The organism is Kribbella sp. NPDC026611, assembly GCF_040638345.1.
Classification (GTDB): Bacteria; Actinomycetota; Actinomycetes; order Propionibacteriales; family Kribbellaceae; genus Kribbella.
This window is the reverse complement of sequence record NZ_JBEZYC010000003.1, coordinates 457,752-478,582: the sequence shown is the minus strand read 5'-3', so window position 1 is coordinate 478,582 and position 20,831 is coordinate 457,752. Positions and strand designations below refer to the sequence as shown.

Here is a 20,831-nt window from a genome sequence, read left to right as displayed (position 1 = left end):
TCAGGGCAGCGAGTGGACGTGGCCGCCGACCTGGCTCGCGAACTGACTGCCGTTCAGCGCGTCCCAGTTGGTCGACCAGGTCATCGCCCCGCGCAGCGTGGGCCAGGTGGTGCTCGGCTTGAAGCTGCCACACCCTGTGCCCTTGGTCAGGCAGTCGAGCGCGTTGTTGACCACCGTCGGCGAGACGTACCCGCTACCGGCGGCCCTGGACGAGGCAGGCAGGCCCAGGCCAACCTGGTCCGGCCGCAGACCGTTCTGCAGCATGATGCAGGCCTGGGCGGTGATGAAGTCGACCGTGCCCTGCGAGTACACCTGGCCGTCGCAGCCGTTCATCGAGCCGGAGTTGTAGTACTGCACGTTGACGATGGTCAGGATGTCCTTGATGGCCAGCGCCAGCTTGAAGTACTCGAACGACGTGGCCTGCATGTCGATCGTCTGCGGCGCCATCGTGATGATCAGCCCGCTGCCGAACGAGCTCTGCAGGCTACGCAGCGCCGAGCCCATGTACTGCGCACTGACGCCGTTCTCCAGGTCGATGTCGATCCCGTCGAAGCCGTACTCCCGCAATACCGAGAGCGCGCTGGACGCGAAGTTGGCCGCGGCTGTGGAGTTGGTCACCGAGATCGTGCCGTTCTGGCCGCCGACGGACAGGATGACGTGCTTGCCGGCCGCCTTCTTGGCCGCGATGTCCGCCTTGAACTGGGCGACCGTGTAGCCGCCGAGCCCGGCGCTGTCCAGGTTGAAGGTGATCGCGCCCTGCCGGGACGCGTCCGCGTCGGCGAACGCCACGGCGATCACGTCGTACGCCGGCTGCACGTCGGAGATGCGCTGGACGGTCGCGCCGTTGTTGAAGTTCTGCCAGTACCCGGTCAGCACGTGCTTCGGCAGCGGTCCGGGCGGCGGGTCCGTCGGTCCGCTCGAGGTGGTCCCCGAGACGGTTGCGCCGTACGGCGAGCAGTTGCCGCTCGGGTCGCAGGCCCGGACCTTGAAGGAGTATGTCGTGCTCGGGCTGAGGCCGGTCGCGGTCCAGTTGGTGACGTTGCCGACGCTCTGCGCGGCCGACGTACCGCGGACGACGTCGTAGTGGTCTATGCCGTTCGCGTCGGACGCGGCCGACCAGTTGAGCTGCAGCGAGCTCGACGTGGGGCTGCCGACCGTCAGTCCGCCGGGCGTCGACGGTGGCGTGGTGTCCTGAGCACCGCCGGGACCGTCCAGTACGACGTCGTCCACCTGGAACGCCGGGAGCGCGTACCAGCCGTGGACGTAGATCGTCACCGAGGAGCCGGTGGAGGTGAACGGCACGGTCAGCTGACTCCAGCCGGAACCGGTGGTCCAGGTGCTCGCACCGCCGTCCACACCGAGGTAGACGTTCGATCCCTTGACCCAGGCGGACAGCGTGTACGCCGTATTGGGCTGGACCGCTATCGACTGGGAACAGCGACCGATGTCACTGTTGCTCGGCGTCGACTGGAGCGCGTAGGAGCCGGAGTGCGGGGCGGAGGTCGTGACGGCGCCGGCCGCGCAGGACCAGCCGGACGTCGAACCGGTCTCGAAGCCGGGGTTCGTCACGAGGTTGGTGGCTGCCGAGGCGGCACCGGGGGCCAGGACGGCCATGAAGAGCGCGATCAGGCTGATGACGACCGCTGCCTGGGGGCGGCGTGCAGGCGGTTTCATGCCTTACAAAGTGTGACTGCACAATTACATTGTCAAGACCCTACATAAAGAGAAAGCGCTCTCACGCGGCGAAAAAGTGAGATATGTACAGCTCTTTACACAGGAGACCTGGAGGAGGAAAGGCGACGGCCCCCGGCGGGGGGGTGACCGGGGGCCGTCTTCGGCCACGGGCTCGGGGGGAGGAGCCGGGGGCCGTTCAGGAGGCGACAGTCTGCCACTGTCAGGGGGTATGTACCCCCCGAGTCCAGGTTTCACACATCTCAGTTCGATTTCGACTGAAACCGTGTCACCCGGGTGCCGGTCCCGCCGATCAGGCGCTTCCAGCCAGTGTCACTGTCACACTGCTCAACAGTCTAACGGGATACCGGCCCACACAAAAGCCCGGGTCCCCCGGCGTTTCTCCCGACTGCCTATCCTCGACCCCATGGCGCACCCTGGGACGGCACGATCGGCCGCCTTCTTCGATCTCGACAAGACCCTGATCGCCCGCTCCAGCACGCTCGCGTTCTCGCGGCCGTTCTACGCCGGTGGACTGATCAACCGCCGGACCGTCCTGCGCAGCGCGTACGCCCAGTTCGTCTACCTGCTCGGCGGCGCCGACCACGACCAGATGGAGCGGATGCGCGAGTACATCTCGGCGATGTGCACCGGCTGGGACGTCGCGACCGTGCAGGCGATCGTCGCCGACACCCTGGAGCACATCGTCCGGCCGATGATCCACCAGGAGGCCATCGCGCTGGTCGAGCAGCACCACGCGGCCGGCCGGGACGTGGTGATCGTGTCCTCGTCCGGCGCCGAGGTGGTCGAGCCGATCGGCGCCATGCTCGGCGCCGACAAGGTGATCGCCACCCGGATGGTGGTTGCCGATGGCAAGTACACCGGCGAGATCGCCGAATACGCGTACGGTCCGCACAAGGCGACCGCGATCCGGGCGCTGGCGGAGACCGAGGGTTACGACCTCGCGAGCTCCTACGGCTACTCGGACTCGATCACCGACGAGCCGATGCTCGCGGTCGTCGGCCACCCGCACGCGGTCAACCCGGACAAGGCGTTGCGCCGGCTCGCGCTCCTTCGCGGCTGGCCGGTGCTCGAGTTCCGCCAGCCGGCCGAGCTGTCGCGTTCCCATCGGGTACGGCGACCTGCTGTCGCCGCCGGCCTGGTGGCGGCCGTTGCCGCCGGAGCGTTCCTGCTGGCGTCGCGCCGGCGGTCGCGGATCAGCTGAGAACTGAAGTTGGCTTCATTGTTCTCAACTCCATGAAGACACCGGTTCCCCTTCCCAGAAAGGGGTTTCAGGAGTACAAAGGAATCAACAAAGGGCCTTCGGGTCCGGTAGAGATTGCACGGCAACCAGGCACCCACGCGGCGACCAGCCCATCCCAAACGGGCAGCGCGACCCAGGCCTAGCCTGTGGCGGCAAACCGGTGCACGCATGGTAACCAGGATGGCGTGTCAGTGAACGGCGTTCTCGTCAGAGGACGCCGTTCGCAGTTTCCGGAGGAGGCCGGCGGCCGGCTCAGGACGAGACCAGTGGCGAGAGCTCGGCACCTTTTGTCAGCACCTCGCAGGACCGCAGCAACCAGTCACGAACTCCGGTCAAACCTTGCGCTGCGTAGCCGGAAAGCCCCGACGCGTACGAACCTCGCAACTCATAGTGACCAGCCTCCGGCACCGTGACCCCGACCTGATCGATGCCTCGGGCAACCAACAGGCAGCGTTCGGCGGCTCGGGCAACCAGTCCGTTGCCGCTCGGGAACGGCCGCAGCATGGCCAGTTCGGCGTGCACGATCGCTGCAACCACCAGGCCGGGGGCGTTGGTCGGGCGGGTCAGGTTCTGCGCGAGAGCGCTCAACCGCTCCCACATCTCGTCCGCGGCCGGCGCCGGCGGAAGTCCGGGGATGTCGTCCGGGACCGGTTCGTCGAGCGTCCTCAGATGGCCCAGCGCGGCCGACGGCCCCAGATCGAGAGCGGCCAACTGGTGCAGTCTGGTCCATACCTGCACCGGCGCGGTGTCCACGCGCGGAGCGAGCGCCATCAGCTCACCGGTCATCCGGACCGCGCCGGACGCGAGCCCGTCGGCGGCACCCCGCCGTACCTCGTCCAGGGTGGCCGGGCTGCCGGCCAGCGCGGCGGAGGCGTGCGCGCCACGGAGCAGCGCCTCGGCCGTCGCGTCCGCGCTCACCCGCCGGAGCCCCCGGTCCCGGAGCAGTACGTCGACCGCGTCCCGCGCCGCCCGGGCCGCCGAACCGACCCCTTCCAGACCTGCCAACGGCTCGAAAACGTCAACACTCATGCCCGCAGCCTAGGATGACTTGGCATGGCGCTCGGCACCGTCCCCAGGTTCAGCATTGTGGTCTCCTGCCATGCCTCGCGGGCGTGGTTGCGGCCGTGCCTGGACTCGGTGCTGGGGCAGTCGTTGACCGACTTCGAGGTGATCGGGGTGGACGACGCGGCGCCGGACGGGTCCGGACAGATCCTGGACGAGTACGCCGCCGCCGACCCGCGGGTGCGGGCGCTGCACCTGGAGGAGAACGTCGGCCTCGGTCTGGCCCGGAACGCGGGCCTCAAGGAGTGCCGGGGCGAGTACGTGCTGTTCCTCGACGCCGACGACCTGTATCTGCCGGGCTCGCTGGAGGCGATCGCCGCCCGGATCGAGGGTGCCGGGCAGCCGGACATCGTGCTGTTCGACTACGAGCGGATCTTCTGGGACGGCCGGGTGGTCGGCAACCGGCGGCACGACGCGTTCGCGCGCGAGGGTGCCGGCGTGTTCACCGCGGCCGAGCGGCCGATCTTCCTGACCTTCCTCGAGGTGGTCTGGAACAAGGCGTACCGCCGCGAGTTCCTCACCCGGCACGGGTTCGCCTTCACGTCCGGCTTCTACGAGGACGCGCCCTGGACCTACTCGACCATGCTCACCGCCGAGCGGATCGCCACCCTGGACCGGGTCGTCGTGCACTACCGCCAGCACCGGACCGGCGGCAACATCCACGCCACCAGCGGCCGCCGGCAGTGGGACATCTTCGACCAGTACGACCGGGTGCACGCGTTCATCCTGTCCGACCCGGACCTGGCCGGCTGGCGCCGGTTCGCGTTCGACCGGTCGCTCGACCACATCCTGGCCGTACTCGCGAAGCCGGAGCGGATCGACACCGACGACCGGGCCGACTTCTTCCACGCCGCACACGCGTTCGCGAAGCGGTGGAAGCCGGAGGGGTACACCGCGGACCGGACCGCGCGCGGCTTCAAACGCTGGCTGCTCATCCACGACGACTACGCGACGTACTCGACGCTCAAGCTGAGCGCCCGGATGCTGCAGGTCCCGAGCCCGCGGAAGACCGTCGGCAAGCTGCTCCGCCGCGGCAAGCTCGACCAGAACCTGGTGGCGTACACCGCCTACTGGTTCAAGCAGTACGCCTGCAACCCGCGAGCGATCTACGAGAAGGCGGCCGAGCTGGCGCCGCACCTGCGTGGCGTGTGGGTCGTCGACGCCGACTATCTGGGCGTCATCCCGGAGGGGGTCGAGTACGTCGTCGCCGACTCCCCGGCGTACGAGAAGCTGGTCAGCCGGGCGAGCTACTTCGTCAGCAACATGAACTGGCCGAAGGACCTGGAGAAGCGCGAGGGCCAGATCCACCTGCAGACCCAGCACGGTACGCCGCTCAAGACGATGGGTACCGACCTGCGCAACTTCCCCCAGGCCGGGAAGGACCTCGACCTGGAGGAGCTGATGCGCCAGGTCGACCGGTGGGACTTCAACCTGTCCTCGAACCGGTACTCCTCGGAGATCTGGGAGCGCACCTACCCGGCGTACTTCGAGGAGCTCGAGTACGGCTACCCGCGCAACGACCGGCTGCTGAACTCCACCCTCGACGACGTCCGCGCGATCCGGGCCGAGCTCGGCTTCGACGACTCGCACCTGGTGATCCTGTACGCGCCGACGTTCCGCGACGGGATCGACTCGGTCCGGCTGCCGACCGGGCTGATGGACCTTGGCGGCAGCGGGATCCAGCTCGACCTGGACCGGCTGGCGAACGCGGCCGGCGACCACGCGCGGGTGCTGGTCCGGACGCACTACTCGTTGTCGAAGGCACCGGAGGCGCACGACGGCAAGGTGATCGACGTGTCCCGGCACCCGCGGGTCGAGGACCTGATGCTGGCCGCCGACGTGCTGATCTCGGACTACTCGTCGATCACCTTCGACTACGCGAACCTGGACCGCCCGATCCTGCTGCACGTCGAGGACCAGGGCTTCTACGACGGCCGCCGGGGCACGTACTTCGACATCACCGAGTTCCCGCCCGGGGTGGTGGCGCGATCGGCCCAGGAGCTGTTCACGGCGTTGCGCAGCGGTGCCTTCGCAGCTCCGGAGGCGGCGAAGCACCGGCACCTCTACCGGGAGCGGTTCTGCGAGTTCGACGACGGGCAGGCGGCAGAGCGCGTGGTACGGCGGGTGTTCGGCGGGCAGACCGACGTACCGGCGATCGTGCCGCTGGCGGACCGGACGCCCGCGCCGTCGGCGTACTTCGTGCATAATGGCTGACATGTCGATCAGCCCGGAGAGCACCCACGCCCTGCGCGTGCGCTCCGGCCTGCGACGACGACGCACTGTCTGAACACCCCTGCCTGTTCCAGTCGCGTCTCCCTGAAGGACCTCTGTCATGTCCGCAGTCCTGCCTGTCCTGTCCACCAGACTTTCTGCTGCCGCCGAAGCCGCCTTCGGTACGGCGTACGACCCGGAGCTGCGGTCGTCGACCAGGCCCGAGTTCGGCCACTACCAGAGCAATCTGGCGTTGCGGATCGGCAACGCGCTCGGCCTGCCGCCGCGGGAGGTCGCTGCACGCCTGGTCACTGCCGTGCACCTGGATGACCTTTGCGAGAGACCAGAGGTCGCCGGTCCGGGCTTCATCAACCTCACCCTGCTGCCACAGACCCTGGCGGAGGCAGTCAACGAACCAGAGTCCTTCAGCAGCAACGGCCAGCGGGTCGTCGTGGACTACTCGCAGCCCAACGTGGCGAAGCAGATGCACGTGGGCCACCTGCGGTCCACGGTGATCGGTGACGCGGTCTGCAACGTGCTGCAGTACGTCGGGTACGACGTGATCCGGCAGAACCACGTCGGCGACTGGGGCACGCAGTACGGGATGATGATCGAGCAGCTGCTCGCCGAGGACCTCGCTGCGGAATCCCTTGATCTGCAGGGGTTGCAGCTGCTGTATGAGCGGAGCCGGAAGCACTTCGACGCCGACAGCGTCTTCGCCGACGCGTCCAGACTGCGGGTGGTGAAGCTGCAGTCGGGCGACCCAGAGACGCGGTCGAGCTGGCAGCACATGGTCGACGTGTCGCTGGACGACTTCGAGCAGGTGTACGCCTTGCTCGGGTCGAACCTGCAGCGGACGGATGTGGTCGGCGAGAGCGCCTACAACGACGACCTGCCCCGCATCGTCGAGGAGCTGGAGAGCAAGGGGCTGCTGACCGAGTCGGACGGCGCCATGTGTGCTTTTCTCCCCGGCTACCTCGGCCGCGACGGCAGTCCGCTGCCGGTGATCGTCCGGAAGTCCGATGGTGGCTTCGGCTACAGCGCTACCGATCTGGCCGCGGTACGGCGGCGGGTACGCGAGCTGCACGTCAGCCGGATCGTGTACGTCGTCGACCATCGGCAGGCGCTGCACTTCGACATGATCTTCACTCTGGCGCGGGCGGCCGGCTGGCTGCCGGCTGACGTACCTGCTGAGCACGTGTCGTTCGGCACGGTGCTCGGACCGAACGGCAAGCCCTTCAAAACCAGAGAGGGCGGCACGGTAAAGCTCATTGAGCTGCTGGAGAGTGCAGTAGCTCGGGCGGACGCGCTACTGGCCGACCGGGAGGGCATAGACCGGGCGGCGACCGCACGGGCGGTCGGCATCGGTGCGGTGAAGTACGCCGACCTGTCCAGCGACCGGGGCAACGACTACGTGTTCGACCTGGACCGCATGGTCGCCATGACCGGCAACACCGGTCCGTACCTGCAGTACGCCCACGCCCGGCTCAGCAGACTGCTCTCCAAAGCAGGTACCGAGCCAGGTGAGGTCGGCGAGCTCAAGGACCCGGCCGAGCAACGGCTGGCCCTTCACCTCACCGGCTTCGCGACCGCGGTGGCGCAGGTCGCCGAGACGCTGCAGCCGCACCGGCTCTGCACCTACCTGTACGACGTCGCTTCCGCCCTGTCGGCGTTCTACGAGAGCTGCCCGGTGCTGAGCAGCGAGGGTGCGACCAGAGCAAGCCGGATCGCTCTGTGCGCCGCGACCCGGAAGGTGTTGCAGGATGGACTCGGCCTGCTAGGGATCGAGGCCCCAGACGCGATGTGACCGGAGGGTGCAGATGCTGCCGTGGTCGGCTGACTTGGTGGGGCGGTTCGAGACTTCGACGTACACGAGTGAGCTCTTGCGGGGGAACCCGCTGGGGGACCCGCACGAGCGGCCGGTGATCGTCTACCTGCCGCCGGGGTACGACGAGTCCGACCAGCGGTACCCGGCGATCTACGTGACGATGGGCTACACCGGGCACGTCGGCATGTGGTTCAACCGGCCGCCGTTCCGGCAGCCGTTCCCGGAGCTGCTGGACGCGATGTTCGCGGCGGACGAGAGCGTGCCGCGGGCGATCGTCGTGTTCGTCGACTCCTGGACGCGGTACGGCGGAAGCCAGTGCCTCGACTCCCCCGGCACCGGGCAGTACCACTCGTACCTGTGCGACGAGATCGTCCCGTGGGTCGATGCGAAGTACCGGACCATCGCCGACCGCGACCACCGCGCCGTCACCGGCAAGTCCAGCGGTGGCTACACCGCCATGGTGACGCCGCTGCTCCGGCCGGACGTGTTCGGGGCGCTGGCGACGCACGCCGGTGACGCGCTCTTCGACGTCTGCTACCGACCTGAGTTCGCCGAGCGCGCCCGGACGCTGCGGGACAAGTACGACGGGGACTACTCGAAGTACTTCGAGTCGATCGCGGGCAGGGCTGGTCGCACCACCATGGAGGACCTGCACCTGATGGAGATCTACGGGTACGCGTCGGCGTACTCCGCTGAGCCCGACGGGACCGTGCTGCTCCCGTTCGACGACCTCGGCGCCGTCATCCCGGACGTGTGGGCGCGGTGGATGGCCTGGGACCCGGTGGAGATGGTCAAGCAGCCGCAGTACGCCGAGGCGCTGGCCTCGCAGCGAGCCGTGTGGATCGACGCGGGCAAGCAGGACGAGTACTTCCTCGACCTCGGCGCTACCGCGTTCCACCGGGCGGCCCAGGGCGTGGGCCTGGCCGACGAGAAGATCCACTTCGAGCTCTTCGAGGGCACCCACGGCGGCATCGAGTACCGCTACCCGATGGCGGTCCGCTGGCTCTGCGAGCAACTGAGCAGCTAATTGGGGTGCTCGGCCCGGGCAGACGCCGTACTTTCGAACCATGAGTTGGCCAGAGGGGATCGACGTCCGTCCGATCGGCAAGGGCGACGTCGAGGCGTGGGCGGCGCTGATCGCCGCCAAGGAGAAAGTGGACCAGACGGGCGAGAACTATGGCTCTGAGGACCTCGCCGAGGAGCTGGGGGACCCGGGCCTCGACCTGGCGCGCGACACGATCGCGCTCTGGGCCGACGGCCGGATGATCGGGTACGGCAAGGCCGAGGTGTCCCCCACGATCATCGACGTGGACCGCGTCCGGACCGAGGGCGCCATCGACCCGGAGTGGCGCCGCCGTGGCCTCGGTACGACGCTGATGCACTGGCTGATCCAGCGGGCCGGCGAGCTGCACACCGAGCACCACCCGGACGCGCCGGGCGAGGTCCGCACCGGTGCGAACAGCACCAACGTCGGCGCCGACCGGATGCTGAAGAAGCTCGGCTTCACCGAGCAGCGGTACTTCTTCGACATGCGCCGTCCGCTCGACCAGCCGGTGCCTGAGGTCGCTCTGCCCGACGGACTGCGGCTGGTCGGCTTCGACCCGTCGTACGACGAGGCGCTGCGGCTGACCCACAACGAGGTCTTCCGGGACCACTGGGGGACGACCCCCAAGGAGCCCGACGAGTGGCGGATCTGGTTCACCGGGTCACGGACGTTCCGCCCGGCAGTCTCGTACCTGCTGCTGGACGGCGAGACGATCGCGACGTACGTCCTCAGCTACGAGTGGGACGCCGACACCGCGGTGACCGGAGTGCGCGAGGTGTACATCGGCGGGGTCGGCACGCGCCGCGAGTACCGCGGTCGCGGTCTGGCGCGGGCCGTCCTGGCCAAGGTGATGACCGAGGCTGCACAGGCCGGCTACCAGCGGGCCGGTCTCGGCGTCGATGCCGACAACCCCACTGGTGCGCTCGGCCTGTACGAGCGCCTCGGTTACACCGTTCACGCCAAGACGATCAGCTACCGGCTTCCGCTGTGACCTCGGCGACCGCCGGCTCCGGCGCGGAGCGGAACCAGTTCCACGGCCGCACGGTGTAGACGATCATCGCCAGGGTCAGCACGGCGTACACCAGCGAGCCCAGGAAGGCTCCGTGTACCCCGTCGACCAGGACCTCCCGTGGTGAGTGCGAGGTCGAGTTGCGGCTCGCAGTACCGAAGAGCGTAACCAGGATGCCCAGGCCGAGCGCTCCACCGACCTGCTGGAACACGTTCACCATGCCGGACGCGGCGCCCGCGTCCGCCGGCGCGACCCCGGAGATGGCCCGGCCGACCAGCGGGATGAAGATCGAGCCCGCACCCGCACCGAACAGCAGCATCGGACCGACCACGTCGCCCAGATAGGTGCCACTGGCATCCAGCCGGGTCAGCCAGATCGTCCCCAGCGTGACCAGCACCGCGCCGAACAGCATCAGCTTGGTGGCGTCGATCCGCTGGATCAGCCGCGGTACGACGCGCGACGACGCGAACAGCAGCCCGGTCAGTGGCAGGAAGGCCAGACCGGCGGCCAGCGGGCTGAGCGCGAGCACACCCTGCAGGTACTGCGTCAGGAAGAAGAACATCCCGAACATCGTGCCGACCACCAGCAGCATGGTCAGGTACGACGCCACGCGCGTCGCGGAGGTGAACAGCCGCAGCGGAACGATCGGGTGGCTGACCCGCCGCTCGATCTGCACGAACGCGGCCAGCAGGACGACACCGGCGGCGAACGCGGCCAGCACCTCGGCCGACGACCAGCCGACCTCGGCGACCCGGATGAACCCGTAGACCAGCGAGGTGATGCCGAGCGTCGATGTCAGCGCACCGGCAATGTCGAAGCGACCGGTCTCCGGCTCGGTCTCGGTCAGCACCCGGCGGGCCGCGAAGACCAGCGCGATACCGATCGGGACGTTGATGAACAGACCCCAGCGCCAGGACGCCCAGTCCGTCAGCATGCCGCCGAGCACGAGGCCGAGGCTGCCGCCGCCGGACGAGACCAGGCTGTAGTAGCCGAGGGCCTTCAGCCGCTCCGGACCTTCGCTGTACGTGAGCATGAGCAGAGTCAGCGCCGCCGGGGCCGCGATGGCACCACCGATGCCCTGCAGGACCCGGGCGATCAGCAGCAGCTCGGCGTTGGGCGCCAGGCCGCCGAGCAGCGAGGCGATGGTGAAGACGCTGATCCCGGTGACGAACACCCGGCGACGGCCGAGCAGGTCGCCGGCGCGGGCACCGAGCAGCAGCAGCCCGCCGAAGGCGAGCGAGTAGGCGTTCTGAACCCAGGAGAGGCTCGAAGTACTGAAGTGCAGGGCCTCCCGGATGTGCGGCATCGCGATGTTCACGACGGTCGCGTCCAGGATGACCATGAGTTGCGCGATCAGGATGACCGCCAGAATGAGACCCGGGCGCCGGGCAGGCGTACCGGAGTCGGCGCCGGCCGGCGCCGCGGATGTTGCCGACATATTGCTCCTTACCCCAGTGGGGCTACAGTGGTGAGAGGAAAGCGGAGCGCTCCTCCGGATACGATACGGAGGGTCCCTCCGGTTTTGCAAGCGATATTGTGGGGAGACTTTGCGAGGCACACCCGCTACGGACCGTGAGGAGGCCGAGATGACGCAGACATCACCGTCAGCACCGACTCCGGCGCCGCCTCCGCTGCCGTGCGCGCGGCCGAGCCGGGCGGACGCGGCCCGGAACTACGACCGATTGGTGACAGCCGCCCGCGAGGCCTTCGCCGAGCGCGGGACCGACACGTCGCTCGAGGAGATCGCCCGCCGGGCCGGTGTCGGCATCGGCACCCTGTACCGGCGGTTCCCGACCCGGACCGCGCTGCTCGAGGCGGTCTACGTGGAGGAGATCCAGTCCGTCTGCGACCGGGCGTACGACTTCGCGCGCGAGCTCGGGCCGTTCGAGGCACTGGCGGCGTGGCTGCGCAGCTTCGTCCAGTACGGGCTGTCCAAGAAGAGCCTGGCCAGCGAGCTGACTGTTGCCCTGGGCAAGGATTCGGAGTTCTTCGCCAGCTGCAAGATGCACGTGCAGGAGGCCGGCCAGCTGCTGCTGGACCGGGCGAAGGCGGCCGGCGAGGTCCGGGCCGAGCTCGACCTGATGGACATCCTGCGGTTGACCGGTGGGATCAACATGGGTCGCGACATCGAGCGCGAGCAGGCGCTGCGGTTGCTCGACATCGTGCTCTGCGGGCTCAGGCCTGCTGCTTCCTGACCTCGTCCAGCGACGGGTTGGCCGCGTCTTTCGCGGTGATCTTCAGCCGCGGACGGGGGAACGGCCAGTCGATCGCCAGCTCGGGGTCGAAGAGGTCGACCGCGGTGCGCTCCGGCGTCCAGTGCTCGTTCACGAGGAAGTTGTAGGTCGTGTGGGCGGTCAGGGTACAGAAAGAGTTGCCGACTCCGCGGGGTACGTAGAGGGCCTGCGCCGGGCCGAGCTCGAACGTTTCCACCTGGCCGAACCCGCTGCCCGCCCGCAGCTCGACGACGGCTACGAAGACCGCGCCGGAGGTTGGGGAGAGGTACTTGTCCCAGGGTTCGGCGTGGATGCCGCGGGTGATGGCGGGCTCCTCGAAGTACGCGACGTTGTGCTGCAGCACGTCCATCCCCAGGTCCGCCAGTTTGGCCCGGTGGAAGTTCTCCTTGAACCAGCCATCGTCGTTGCCCTGGACATCCAGTTCGACCCGCCGTACGCCGCGGATTCTCGTCTCCTCGAGCCTCACGACGGAGCAGTCTGACACGAAGGTCTGCCCGAAAAGGACTCCGCTGCCCCGCAATCAGACTGTAAGACCGCGTGAGGTTGCTTTCGGTCTCCGCCGGCACGATGCTGCAACAAGGGGAATCTCAGGGGAGGCTTCAGCATGACTCAGCTTGCCGACAGCGGCATCGGTGATCTACGCCGCACTTTCGAAGGACCGGTGCTCGGTCCTGACGACACCGAGTACGACGACGCTCGCCGGCTGTGGAACGCCGCGATCGACCGGCGCCCGGCTGTGATCGCGCGGTGCCGGAGCGCCGCCGATGTCAGCCGGGCGGTGCTCTTCGCCCGGGCGCACGGGCTGGAGATCGCGGTCCGTGGCGGCGCGCACAACCCGGGCGGTTCGAGTTCCGTCGACGACGGTCTGATGATCGATCTCAGCCTGATGGACGACGTCACGGTCGACCCGGCAGCCAAGCTCGCCCGCGTGGGCGGTGGCGCCCTGCTGTCCAAGCTGGACGCCGCGGCTCAGGAGCACGGGCTGGCGACGCCGGCCGGGATGGTCAGCCACACCGGTGTCGGCGGGCTCACGCTTGGCGGCGGGATGGGCTGGCTGACCCGCAAGTTCGGGCTCAGCATCGACAACCTCGAGTCGGTCCAGATCGTCACCGCCGACGGGCAGCTCAGGCGGGCCGCCGAGGACGAGAACCCGGACCTGTTCTGGGCGGTGCGCGGTGGCGGCGGCAACTTCGGCGTGGTGACCGAGTTCGAGTTCCGGCTGCACGAGGTCGCTCCGATGGTCTCCTTCGGCCTGGCGTTCTGGGAGCTGGATCAGGGCACCGACGTACTGCGGATGGCTCGCGAGGTGATGGCGAAGCTCCCCGAGGAGCTGAACATCGTGGTGGCTGCGGTGAACGCGCCGCCGGCGCCGTTCGTGCCGGCGGAGTACCACTTCCGGCCCGGGTACGCGTTGATCGTCGTCGGCTTCGGGACGGCCGAAGAGCACGCGCGGACGATGGCGGAGATCCGGTCGACGCTGCCGCCGCTGTTCGAGTTCGAGAGCCCGATGCCGTACGTCGCTCTGCAGCAGCTGCTCGACGAAGCGAACGGCTGGGGTATGCACGCCTACGACAAGGGCTTCTACCTCGACGAGTTCACCGACGACGCGATCGAGGTGATCACCGCTCAGGTGCCGTTGAAGCAGTCGCCAGGGTCGGTGGCGCTCTTCTACCGACTCGACAACGGGTACTCCGCGGTCGCCGACGATGCGACCGCCTTCAGCGGCAGCCGGGCGCCGGGATGGGCGGGCTTCATCGTCGCGGTCTGCCCGGTGCCGGAGCTGCTCGAGCACGACCGGGCCTGGGTGCGCTCGTTCTGGGACGCGATGGTCCCGGTCAGCCGCGGGCAGGGCATGTACGTCAACGCGATCAGCGATCTCGACGTGGACGACCGGGTGCGCGCGTCGTACGGCCCGAAGTACGACCGGCTGGCCGCGATCAAGACGACGTACGACCCGGACAACATCTTCCACCGGAACGCGAACATCAAACCCGCTTAGATAGAGGCTGCTCCGTCGATGACGAGGACCTGGCCGTTGATGTTGGTGTTGTCGAGGAGGAGCATGCGGACGACCGGGACGACGTCGTGGGGTTCGGTCAGGTGGCCGGTGGGGGTGCGGCGGACGATCTGGTCGAGTTGGGTCTGACCGAGGACGGCGGACATCTCGGAGGCGAAGAAGCCGGGAGCGACCGCGTTGGCGAGGATGCGGCCGCCGAGCTCACGGGCGAGTGAGCGGGTGGCCGCGTCCATGCCGCCCTTGGTGGCGGAGTACGCGACCAGGCCGGGGTAGCCGCGTTGCGCGCAGATCGAGGTGATGTTGACGATCCGGCCCTTCAGTCCCTTGGCGAGCATCCGCCGGAGCACGAAGCGAGTCAGGATCAGCGGTGCCGTCAGATTGGTCTGGATGATCTCGGCCAGGTGATCGGCGGAGGTGTGGACGTGCAGCGCGTCCTGCCCGATGGCCGCATTGTTGACCAAGGCATCGATCGGGCCGAGCGCCGCCTCGACCTCCTTCACGAACGCCTGGCCGGCCGCGGCGTCGTTGATGTCGACCGAGCCGTAGTGCAGCTGACCTGGATACTTCTCACCCAGCGCGGTCAGCTCCGGCGTGACGGTCCGCGCGAACGCGGCGACCTTCACGCCGGCGGCGAGCAGGTCGGTGACGATCGCCAGGCCGAGGCCGCGGGACCCGCCCGAGACCAGCACGACCGAGGCCGGCGGTACGACGTCAGACATCGCTCTTCAACGTCTCTTTCTGCGGGATCTGGTCGAGGAACTTGATCCGCCGCGGTACGCCGTAGTCCGGTAGCCGGTTCGTGCACCACTGGACGAGATCGGCGTCCGTGATCGGGCCGAGCGACTTGTTCGGTACCACCTCGGCCGCGACCATCCGGCCGACGAGCGGCGCCTTGCGCGCGAACACCCGCGCCCACGAGACCCCGGGATGACCCATCAGCACGTTGCGGACCACGCCGGCCGAAACCTTGGAGCCACCGACGTTGATCTCGTCGGAGTCGAGGCGGCCGGTGATCAGCACGCGGTCGCCGGCGTACTCGACCCGGTCACCGGTGTGGACGGCGCCGACCAGGCCGGCGCCGTGGTGCGGGGAGCGGATGATCAGCTCGTCGCTCTCGACGCTCAGCACCGGCCGCTCGGGATCGGGGTCACGGTCCAGCCAGGACTTCGGGAAGCCGGCCTTGCCGTCGTGCACCACGATCGACGCGCCGACCTCGGACGACGCGTAGATCCAGGAGATCCGTGCCTTCGGAAAGACCTCGCGGAGCTGATCCAGGATCGCCTGGTCGACCGGTTCGCCGCCGAGCGTGAGCTGCTCCAGCGGTACGCCGGCGAGCGCGTCCGCGTCCCGGTAGATGGCCTGCCGCCAGAAGGTCGGCGTACCGGACGCGGCCGTGACGCCGTGCTCGGTGGCGATGGCGGGCCAGTCGTCGAGCTCGCTCGGCTCGATCGCGACCAGGCCTTGGTCGGGCTGGGTCAGCGACAGCGTGACGACCTGCCACCAGGCGTAGGTGCCGGGTGAGTACGGCAGCAGCCAGGTCCGCGGCGGTTGGTCAGTGGTGACCGTCGTCAACGACTCGAGCGTGTGGCCGATGCGCTTCGGGCGGCCGGTCGAGCCGGAGGTGAGCAGCCAGGCCCGGCCGGACTCCTCGACGCGCTTCAGCTTGGCCGGAGTGATTTCCCCATCGGGCAGAACTATCGCGAATCCGGACTCGGCCAGCTCCTCGCGCATGCGCTCGTCGACGCGCGACTCGGTGGCCACGAGCAGCTCGGTCCCGTGTACGGCGTGATGGCGCAGCGCGGCCAGGGCGTCGGCGCCGTTGTCGACCAGGACCGCGGCCGGCGAGGGGATCTGCGGGAGCTTGCGCAGGGTCCGCCAGGTCAGGCGCTTGCCGCCGACGACGACGGTGTTGTCGTCGCCGATCAGCGCGGTGGTCCGGCGCCGGCCGTTCACGCCGACTGGAGCTGATCGATGAAATCCAGTACGTCGCCGACCGTCGCGATCCGGCGCAGCCCAGGGGCATCGAAGTTCAGCTCGTCGCCGAGCTCGTCCTCCACCCGGAGGGCCAGCTCGGAGAAGTCCAGCGACCGGAAGCCGATCTCTCGCAGGTCCGCTGCGTCGTCAGGCGGTAACGACCGCCCTTGTGCCGTCATCACCTCACCCATCAACTCCCGGACCCGACCCCGCGCCACCGAACTCATAACCCCGAAGCCTAGCGTCTCCGTCCTCCTCGGCCACGGGCTGCCGGGGCTCCCGGCGGACACGCAGCCAGGTGCGCAAGCGTTTGACGCGGGTGGAAAACTCGAGACCGATGAGGGCGATCAACGGACCGGCGGCGGCCAGCGCGGCGAGCAGCACTTCCTCGACCGGAAGACCGGCGATGTGGAGGGCGACCATCGAACCTCCCAAGCACGGCAGGATCTGGGAGATTACCGAGTGTAAACGGAAGAATCACGAGCGTAAACGGTTCGCGACTCCGGCGACTCATACACTTTGCCGATGATCAGGCGCGCCCGGCGGAAGCAGCACGTGGCTGGACGGGGCAAGCGGGTGGCGGCGGTGGCGAGCCTGCCGGTGCTGCCGCTGGCCTGGTTCGTCGCGCTGCAGGAACACCCACCGTGGATGCCGGGGGCGTACCTGGGCTACCTGCTCGTGGTGGTCGTCGTACCGGGCACGCTGTTCTGGCGGCGGTTGACGGGTGGGACCGGCTGGTTCGCCGCGGACGTGGTGCTGGGTACGTCGTTCGGCCTGGCCGTCGAGGCACTGGTCTATCCGCTGGGGATGATGTTCAGCATGCCGTTCGCGGCGCTGCTGATGCCGGCGCTCGCGACCGGTGTCTGGCGGACGCTCCCCCGCAACAAGCCGACCGAGCGGCCGACACCGTGGTGGGCTATCGCGGGCGCGATGGTCGCGGTGGGTGTGGCGGCCGCATGGTTCGTGCGGGTTGGTGCACGGCTCATCCCACTCACCGGTGACGAGGCGCTCCGGCCGAACTCCGATGCGCCGCACAACCTCGCGCTAGCCGGTGAGGTGACCCACCACTTCCCGCCGCGGGTCCCGTACGCCGACGGGAAGTGGCTGACCGGCCACTGGGCGGCGTACGACCACATCGCGTCGGCGCACTGGATCACCAGCATCCCGCTGGACGTGCTGACGCACCGGATGGTCCCGTTCGCATGGATCCTGCTGACCGTGCTGGGGGCTGCCGCGGTCGGCATGCTGCTGACGGGTCGCGCTGTGGCCGCACCGATCGCTGCTGGGCTCACAGTGGCGGCTGGTGACCTGGTTGCTTGGCCCCGGGCGGTTTCCGATCGGGTGTTCGCGGACGGTCCGTTTTCCTTGGGTCAGCTGACCAATCCGCCGCAGGCCTTCTCCACTGTTCTGTTGCTGCCGTTGGTGGCCGTCACTGCGTTGTTGCTGCGGCGCAAGCCGGGCACTACTCGTGGGCAGTTGTTTCGGCTGTACGTCGCGGCAGGCGTGCTGGTTGCTGCGCTGGCGTTGACGAAGGCGACGACGCTGCCGGTCTACGCGACCGGTGTCGCCGCCGCGTGGATCTACCTGACGGTGCGGCGCGGGCGGTTGAACCTGCGGGCACTGGTGCTGGGGGTTGGCGTGGCTGCGGCGTACGCGCTGACGTTCTTCCTGGTGCTTGGTGGGGTGGCGTCGAGTGTGCGATTCGATCCGGGGGCGACGTTCAAGACCCTGGCGGACCGGATGGGTGGTGGGTCTGCTGTTGCGGTCATAGGTGCTGTGGTCGTGGTGGGGTGGGTGATGCCTTTAGTTGGGGCGTTGCTGATCAAGCGGCGGCTGCCGCGGGACCCGATGCCGGTCTTCCTGGTTGCTGGGTTTGTTGCTGCGGTGGCGATGTCTTCGCTGCTGTCTGACCAGGGCGAGACGCAGCTGTTCTTCGTCCGCACCGGGTTTGTCTTCGGCGTCCTGCTGGCGACGTGGGGGCTCGGGTCGCTGGAGCGGCGGCAGTACTGGATCGCTGGGGTTGCGCTGGCGATCGGGGGCGCTGCGGTCTACTGGGGGCGCTACCGGTCCCCTGGGTCGTGCACGTCGACCACCTGCTTCGGTCAGGGGCTGGCGGTCGCGTTGGTGATCGCAGCGATCGGCATTGGCGTGTTCGGGCTGGTACTGCGTGGCTCACGGCGTACCTGGGCTGTTATCGCGGTCGCGGTGCTGCTTGGTACGACGGTGTCGCCGACGGTCGCCTCGGTACGGAAGTTCGCCTCGCCGCCGCTGACGGCCTACGAGTCCATCGCACCGGGCGGGATCGAGGCGGCCCGGTTCATCCGGCGGAACTCCGGGTCCGACGACCGGATCGCCACGAACCTGCACTGCCACCTCGCCCGCGCCTCACACTGCCTGACCGGCTCCTACTGGATCGCCGGGTACGCCGAGCGCCGCGTGCTGGTGGAGGGGTGGTCGTACCGGACCCGCGTCGACGACACGTACCCAGCCGGCGTGCAGGGCCCGTTCTGGGACGAGGAGATGCTGAAGCTGAACGACGAGGTCTTCAGCAACCCGAGCCGACAGGTGCTGGAAACCCTCCGCACGAAGTACAACGTCCAATGGCTGCTCCTCGACGAACGAGTCAGCACGCCCCCGAAAAACCTGGACCGCCTGACCGAACTCCGCTTCCAGCTAGGAACCGTCCGCGTCTACCAGATCTACCCACCAGCCCCCGAAAACCCCACCAAAACACCCACCGCCAGCTCACCCACCCCGGGCTTCCCGACCAGCACACCAACCAATTCCTCAAGCCTTCCAACCAGTCCCTCGAGCTTCCCGACCGGTTCTTCCACCTTCCCAACCAGCACGCCACCCAGCTTCACGCCAACGTTCCCCACCAACTCGGTCCCGACGCAGTCCACAACCACGCCGGGACTCAAAACCCCTTAGCGGATGGAGACTGCGGGGATGGGGATGCTTTGGTTGGAGAGGCGGTCGAGGGCGGTTACCAGGTAGAGGTAGGGCTTGCCGGGGACTGCGGTGGTGTCGACGAAGGTCTGGGGGGTGCCGGTCGAGCGCATGGTGGCCAGTAGGTTGCGGGCGTCGTTGTCGGGGCAGTGGTCGCCGCCCAGGAGTTCGCGGCGGTAGATGGCGTACGACGTGGTGTCGCTGGACGTGCGCTGCCACTTCACATGCACGCCGTCGGTAGCTCGGGTTGCCTGGACCGCGTGTACCGGGAGCGGCGGTCGAGAGTCGAGTGCGGGCATCGCTGGTACCAGCGCGGGCTTGGTGTACCAGGTGTTGTTGAGCAGCGTGGTCGCGCCGAGCCGGTCCGCGCGTACGTCCTTGGCGGAGAAGTAGATGTTGCCCTTCACCTCGGGGATCGCGCTGTCGAACGCCAGGTGGTCGCTCAGCTCCTGCGGGTCGGCCCAGTCCGGCGACTGCGTCGAAATACCGACCTTGTACGTCGCCTCGCCGATGTAGAGGTGGACGTGGGTGCCACGGACCTGGTCCGCCCACCACGGCACGATCTTGTTGTAGTCGGCCGGTGCGAAGCCGCCCGCCCAGTACACCTGCGGGACGATGTAGTCGATCCACTCCTCGCGGACCCACTTCCGGGTGTCGGCGGCGAGGTCGTCGTACGTCTGGACGCCCGCGGTCGTGTCGGTGCCCTCCGGGTCGGTCGCCTTGTTCCGCCAGACCGCGAACGGCGAGATGCCGAACTTCACCCACGGCTTGATCGCCTTGATCCGCTGGCCGATCTCCTGGATCAGCAGGTCGATGTTGTGCCGCCGCCAGTCCTGCAGGTTGGTGTAGCCGTCGGGGTACTGCGCGAACGTCGCGGCGTCGTTGAAGACCTGGCCGGCCACCGGGTACGGGTAGAAGTAGTCGTCGAAGTGCACGCCGTCGAGGTCGTACCGCGAGACCGCGTCCATGATCGCGTCCTCGACCAGCTTGCGGGCGGCCGGGATGCCGGGGTTGTAGTACAGCTTGCCGCCGTACGTGACGACCCAGTCCGGGTGGAGCCGCGCGGGGTGGGTCGGGACGAGGGCGTTGAGGTCCGTGCCCATGGACAGGCGGTACGGGTTGAACCACGCGTGCAGCTCGAGGTTCCGCTTGTGCGCCTCCGCCACGGCGAACGCCAGCGGGTCGTAGCCGGGGTCGCCGCCCTGGTGACCGGTCAGGTACTGCGACCAGGGCTCGACCGTCGACGGCCAGAACGCGTCGGCGGTCGGGCGGACCTGGAGGATGACGGCGTTGTGGTGCTGGCGGACCGCGTCGTCGTACCAGGAGATCAGCTCGGCCTGCTGCTGCGCCGCGGTCAGGCCGGTCTTGGACGGCCAGTCGATGTTCACCACCGACGAGATCCAGCTCGCCCGGAACTGCCGGAGCGGCGTCTCGGGGTTGGGCGCACAGCTCTGCTGCTCGGCCGGACTCGGCGCGGCCGACGCAGTACCGGACAGACCGCTCAGCAGCAGTCCTGCCGCCACACCAAGGACACCCATTGCTCGCCAGACTCTCATGTCACTCTCCG

Annotated in this window: 17 protein-coding genes; 8 read left to right on the top strand and 9 right to left on the bottom strand. The window is 68.4% G+C overall.

The features are described 5' to 3' along the window. Positions 1-1,674 carry a glycoside hydrolase family 18 protein gene (locus tag AB0E69_RS14195; RefSeq protein ID WP_360144215.1) on the bottom strand — a complete coding sequence of 558 codons (1,674 nt, stop codon included), beginning with the start codon at positions 1,672-1,674 and terminating at the stop codon, positions 1-3. Positions 1,675-2,098: 424 nt separating this feature from the next. On the opposite strand from AB0E69_RS14195, the gene AB0E69_RS14190 reads away from it, so the two are divergent. Next, positions 2,099-2,896 carry an HAD-IB family hydrolase gene (locus AB0E69_RS14190; protein WP_360144212.1) on the top strand — a complete coding sequence of 266 codons (798 nt, stop codon included), beginning with the start codon at positions 2,099-2,101 and terminating at the stop codon, positions 2,894-2,896. Positions 2,897-3,187: 291 nt separating this feature from the next. Here the strand turns inward: AB0E69_RS14190 and AB0E69_RS14185 are convergent, their stop codons facing one another. Continuing rightward, positions 3,188-3,964 (bottom strand): Fic family protein, encoded by a 777-nt coding sequence (locus tag AB0E69_RS14185; protein WP_360144209.1) that lies wholly within the window; start codon positions 3,962-3,964, stop codon positions 3,188-3,190. Between the two features lie 24 nt (positions 3,965-3,988). Between AB0E69_RS14185 and AB0E69_RS14180 the strand changes: the two genes are divergently transcribed. The 4 genes from AB0E69_RS14180 to AB0E69_RS14165 all read left to right on the top strand — a co-directional run bounded on the left by AB0E69_RS14180 (position 3,989) and on the right by AB0E69_RS14165 (position 10,072). Continuing rightward, a complete protein-coding gene (locus tag AB0E69_RS14180; protein WP_360144206.1) occupies positions 3,989-6,211 on the top strand; it encodes a CDP-glycerol glycerophosphotransferase family protein in 2,223 nt (740 codons plus the stop codon). Between the two features lie 118 nt (positions 6,212-6,329). Next, positions 6,330-8,015, top strand: coding sequence for an arginine--tRNA ligase (gene argS / locus AB0E69_RS14175; RefSeq protein WP_360144203.1), 1,686 nt, complete (start codon positions 6,330-6,332; stop codon positions 8,013-8,015). Positions 8,016-8,052: 37 nt separating this feature from the next. Further along, positions 8,053-9,063 carry an alpha/beta hydrolase-fold protein gene (locus AB0E69_RS14170; protein ID WP_360144200.1) on the top strand — a complete coding sequence of 337 codons (1,011 nt, stop codon included), beginning with the start codon at positions 8,053-8,055 and terminating at the stop codon, positions 9,061-9,063. Positions 9,064-9,103: 40 nt separating this feature from the next. Continuing rightward, positions 9,104-10,072, top strand: coding sequence for a GNAT family N-acetyltransferase (locus tag AB0E69_RS14165; protein ID WP_360144197.1), 969 nt, complete (start codon positions 9,104-9,106; stop codon positions 10,070-10,072). Here AB0E69_RS14165 and AB0E69_RS14160 read toward each other — a convergent pair. Then, entirely contained in the window at positions 10,050-11,528 is a 1,479-nt protein-coding gene (locus tag AB0E69_RS14160) for an MFS transporter (RefSeq protein WP_360144194.1), read from the bottom strand. The two genes, AB0E69_RS14165 and AB0E69_RS14160, sit on opposite strands and share 23 nt — an antisense overlap. A 148-nt stretch (positions 11,529-11,676) precedes the next feature. Between AB0E69_RS14160 and AB0E69_RS14155 the strand changes: the two genes are divergently transcribed. Further along, the gene (locus tag AB0E69_RS14155) at positions 11,677-12,285 is read left to right on the top strand and encodes a helix-turn-helix domain-containing protein (protein ID WP_360144191.1); all 609 of its coding nucleotides are present in this window, start codon (positions 11,677-11,679) and stop codon (positions 12,283-12,285) included. Here the strand turns inward: AB0E69_RS14155 and rfbC are convergent. Next, entirely contained in the window at positions 12,266-12,790 is a 525-nt protein-coding gene (rfbC, locus tag AB0E69_RS14150; RefSeq protein WP_360144188.1) for a dTDP-4-dehydrorhamnose 3,5-epimerase, read from the bottom strand. The genes AB0E69_RS14155 and rfbC overlap by 20 nt on opposite strands. A 138-nt stretch (positions 12,791-12,928) precedes the next feature. Here rfbC and AB0E69_RS14145 point away from each other — a divergent pair, with 138 nt between their 5' ends. Further along, the gene (locus tag AB0E69_RS14145; protein WP_360144185.1) at positions 12,929-14,323 is read left to right on the top strand and encodes an FAD-binding oxidoreductase; all 1,395 of its coding nucleotides are present in this window, start codon (positions 12,929-12,931) and stop codon (positions 14,321-14,323) included. On the opposite strand, the gene AB0E69_RS14140 is transcribed toward AB0E69_RS14145, so the two are convergent. Genes AB0E69_RS14140 through AB0E69_RS14125 form a run of 4 tightly spaced genes read right to left on the bottom strand, consistent with a single transcriptional unit; the run spans position 14,320 to position 16,738 of the window. Continuing rightward, complete coding sequence (locus tag AB0E69_RS14140) at positions 14,320-15,060, bottom strand: SDR family NAD(P)-dependent oxidoreductase (RefSeq protein ID WP_360144182.1); 741 nt, start codon at positions 15,058-15,060, stop codon at positions 14,320-14,322. The two genes, AB0E69_RS14145 and AB0E69_RS14140, sit on opposite strands and share 4 nt — an antisense overlap. Then, a complete protein-coding gene (locus tag AB0E69_RS14135) occupies positions 15,053-16,294 on the bottom strand; it encodes an AMP-binding protein (RefSeq protein ID WP_360144179.1) in 1,242 nt (413 codons plus the stop codon). The genes AB0E69_RS14140 and AB0E69_RS14135 overlap by 8 nt, the downstream gene beginning before the upstream one ends. After that, positions 16,291-16,494, bottom strand: a complete 204-nt coding sequence (locus AB0E69_RS14130; RefSeq protein ID WP_360144176.1) for an acyl carrier protein — start codon at positions 16,492-16,494, stop codon at positions 16,291-16,293. The genes AB0E69_RS14135 and AB0E69_RS14130 overlap by 4 nt, the downstream gene beginning before the upstream one ends. Before the next feature lie 4 nt (positions 16,495-16,498). Beyond that, positions 16,499-16,738 (bottom strand): hypothetical protein, encoded by a 240-nt coding sequence (locus AB0E69_RS14125; RefSeq protein WP_360144173.1) that lies wholly within the window; start codon positions 16,736-16,738, stop codon positions 16,499-16,501. Between the two features lie 102 nt (positions 16,739-16,840). Here AB0E69_RS14125 and AB0E69_RS14120 point away from each other — a divergent pair, with 102 nt between their 5' ends. Beyond that, positions 16,841-19,246 (top strand): hypothetical protein, encoded by a 2,406-nt coding sequence (locus tag AB0E69_RS14120; RefSeq protein ID WP_360144170.1) that lies wholly within the window; start codon positions 16,841-16,843, stop codon positions 19,244-19,246. On the opposite strand, the gene AB0E69_RS14115 is transcribed toward AB0E69_RS14120, so the two are convergent. Beyond that, on the bottom strand, positions 19,243-20,820 hold the full coding sequence (locus AB0E69_RS14115; protein ID WP_360144167.1) for a family 10 glycosylhydrolase: 1,578 nt from the start codon (positions 20,818-20,820) through the stop codon (positions 19,243-19,245). The genes AB0E69_RS14120 and AB0E69_RS14115 overlap by 4 nt on opposite strands. Between the last annotated feature and the right edge of the window lie 11 nt (positions 20,821-20,831).

Excerpts from the sequence above, each read along its gene's own strand:
- AB0E69_RS14195 (WP_360144215.1), bottom strand. The coding sequence starts at position 1,674 with ATGAAACCGCCTGCACGCCGCCCCCAGGCAGCGGTCGTCATCAGCCTG.
- AB0E69_RS14190 (WP_360144212.1), top strand. The coding sequence starts at position 2,099 with ATGGCGCACCCTGGGACGGCACGATCGGCCGCCTTCTTCGATCTCGAC.
- AB0E69_RS14185 (WP_360144209.1), bottom strand. The coding sequence starts at position 3,964 with ATGAGTGTTGACGTTTTCGAGCCGTTGGCAGGTCTGGAAGGGGTCGGT.
- AB0E69_RS14180 (WP_360144206.1), top strand. The coding sequence starts at position 3,989 with ATGGCGCTCGGCACCGTCCCCAGGTTCAGCATTGTGGTCTCCTGCCAT.
- argS (WP_360144203.1), top strand. The coding sequence starts at position 6,330 with ATGTCCGCAGTCCTGCCTGTCCTGTCCACCAGACTTTCTGCTGCCGCC.
- AB0E69_RS14165 (WP_360144197.1), top strand. The coding sequence starts at position 9,104 with ATGAGTTGGCCAGAGGGGATCGACGTCCGTCCGATCGGCAAGGGCGAC.
- AB0E69_RS14160 (WP_360144194.1), bottom strand. The coding sequence starts at position 11,528 with ATGTCGGCAACATCCGCGGCGCCGGCCGGCGCCGACTCCGGTACGCCT.
- AB0E69_RS14155 (WP_360144191.1), top strand. The coding sequence starts at position 11,677 with ATGACGCAGACATCACCGTCAGCACCGACTCCGGCGCCGCCTCCGCTG.
- AB0E69_RS14145 (WP_360144185.1), top strand. The coding sequence starts at position 12,929 with ATGACTCAGCTTGCCGACAGCGGCATCGGTGATCTACGCCGCACTTTC.
- AB0E69_RS14140 (WP_360144182.1), bottom strand. The coding sequence starts at position 15,060 with ATGTCTGACGTCGTACCGCCGGCCTCGGTCGTGCTGGTCTCGGGCGGG.
- AB0E69_RS14130 (WP_360144176.1), bottom strand. The coding sequence starts at position 16,494 with ATGACGGCACAAGGGCGGTCGTTACCGCCTGACGACGCAGCGGACCTG.
- AB0E69_RS14125 (WP_360144173.1), bottom strand. The coding sequence starts at position 16,738 with ATGGTCGCCCTCCACATCGCCGGTCTTCCGGTCGAGGAAGTGCTGCTC.
- AB0E69_RS14120 (WP_360144170.1), top strand. The coding sequence starts at position 16,841 with ATGATCAGGCGCGCCCGGCGGAAGCAGCACGTGGCTGGACGGGGCAAG.
- AB0E69_RS14115 (WP_360144167.1), bottom strand. The coding sequence starts at position 20,820 with ATGAGAGTCTGGCGAGCAATGGGTGTCCTTGGTGTGGCGGCAGGACTG.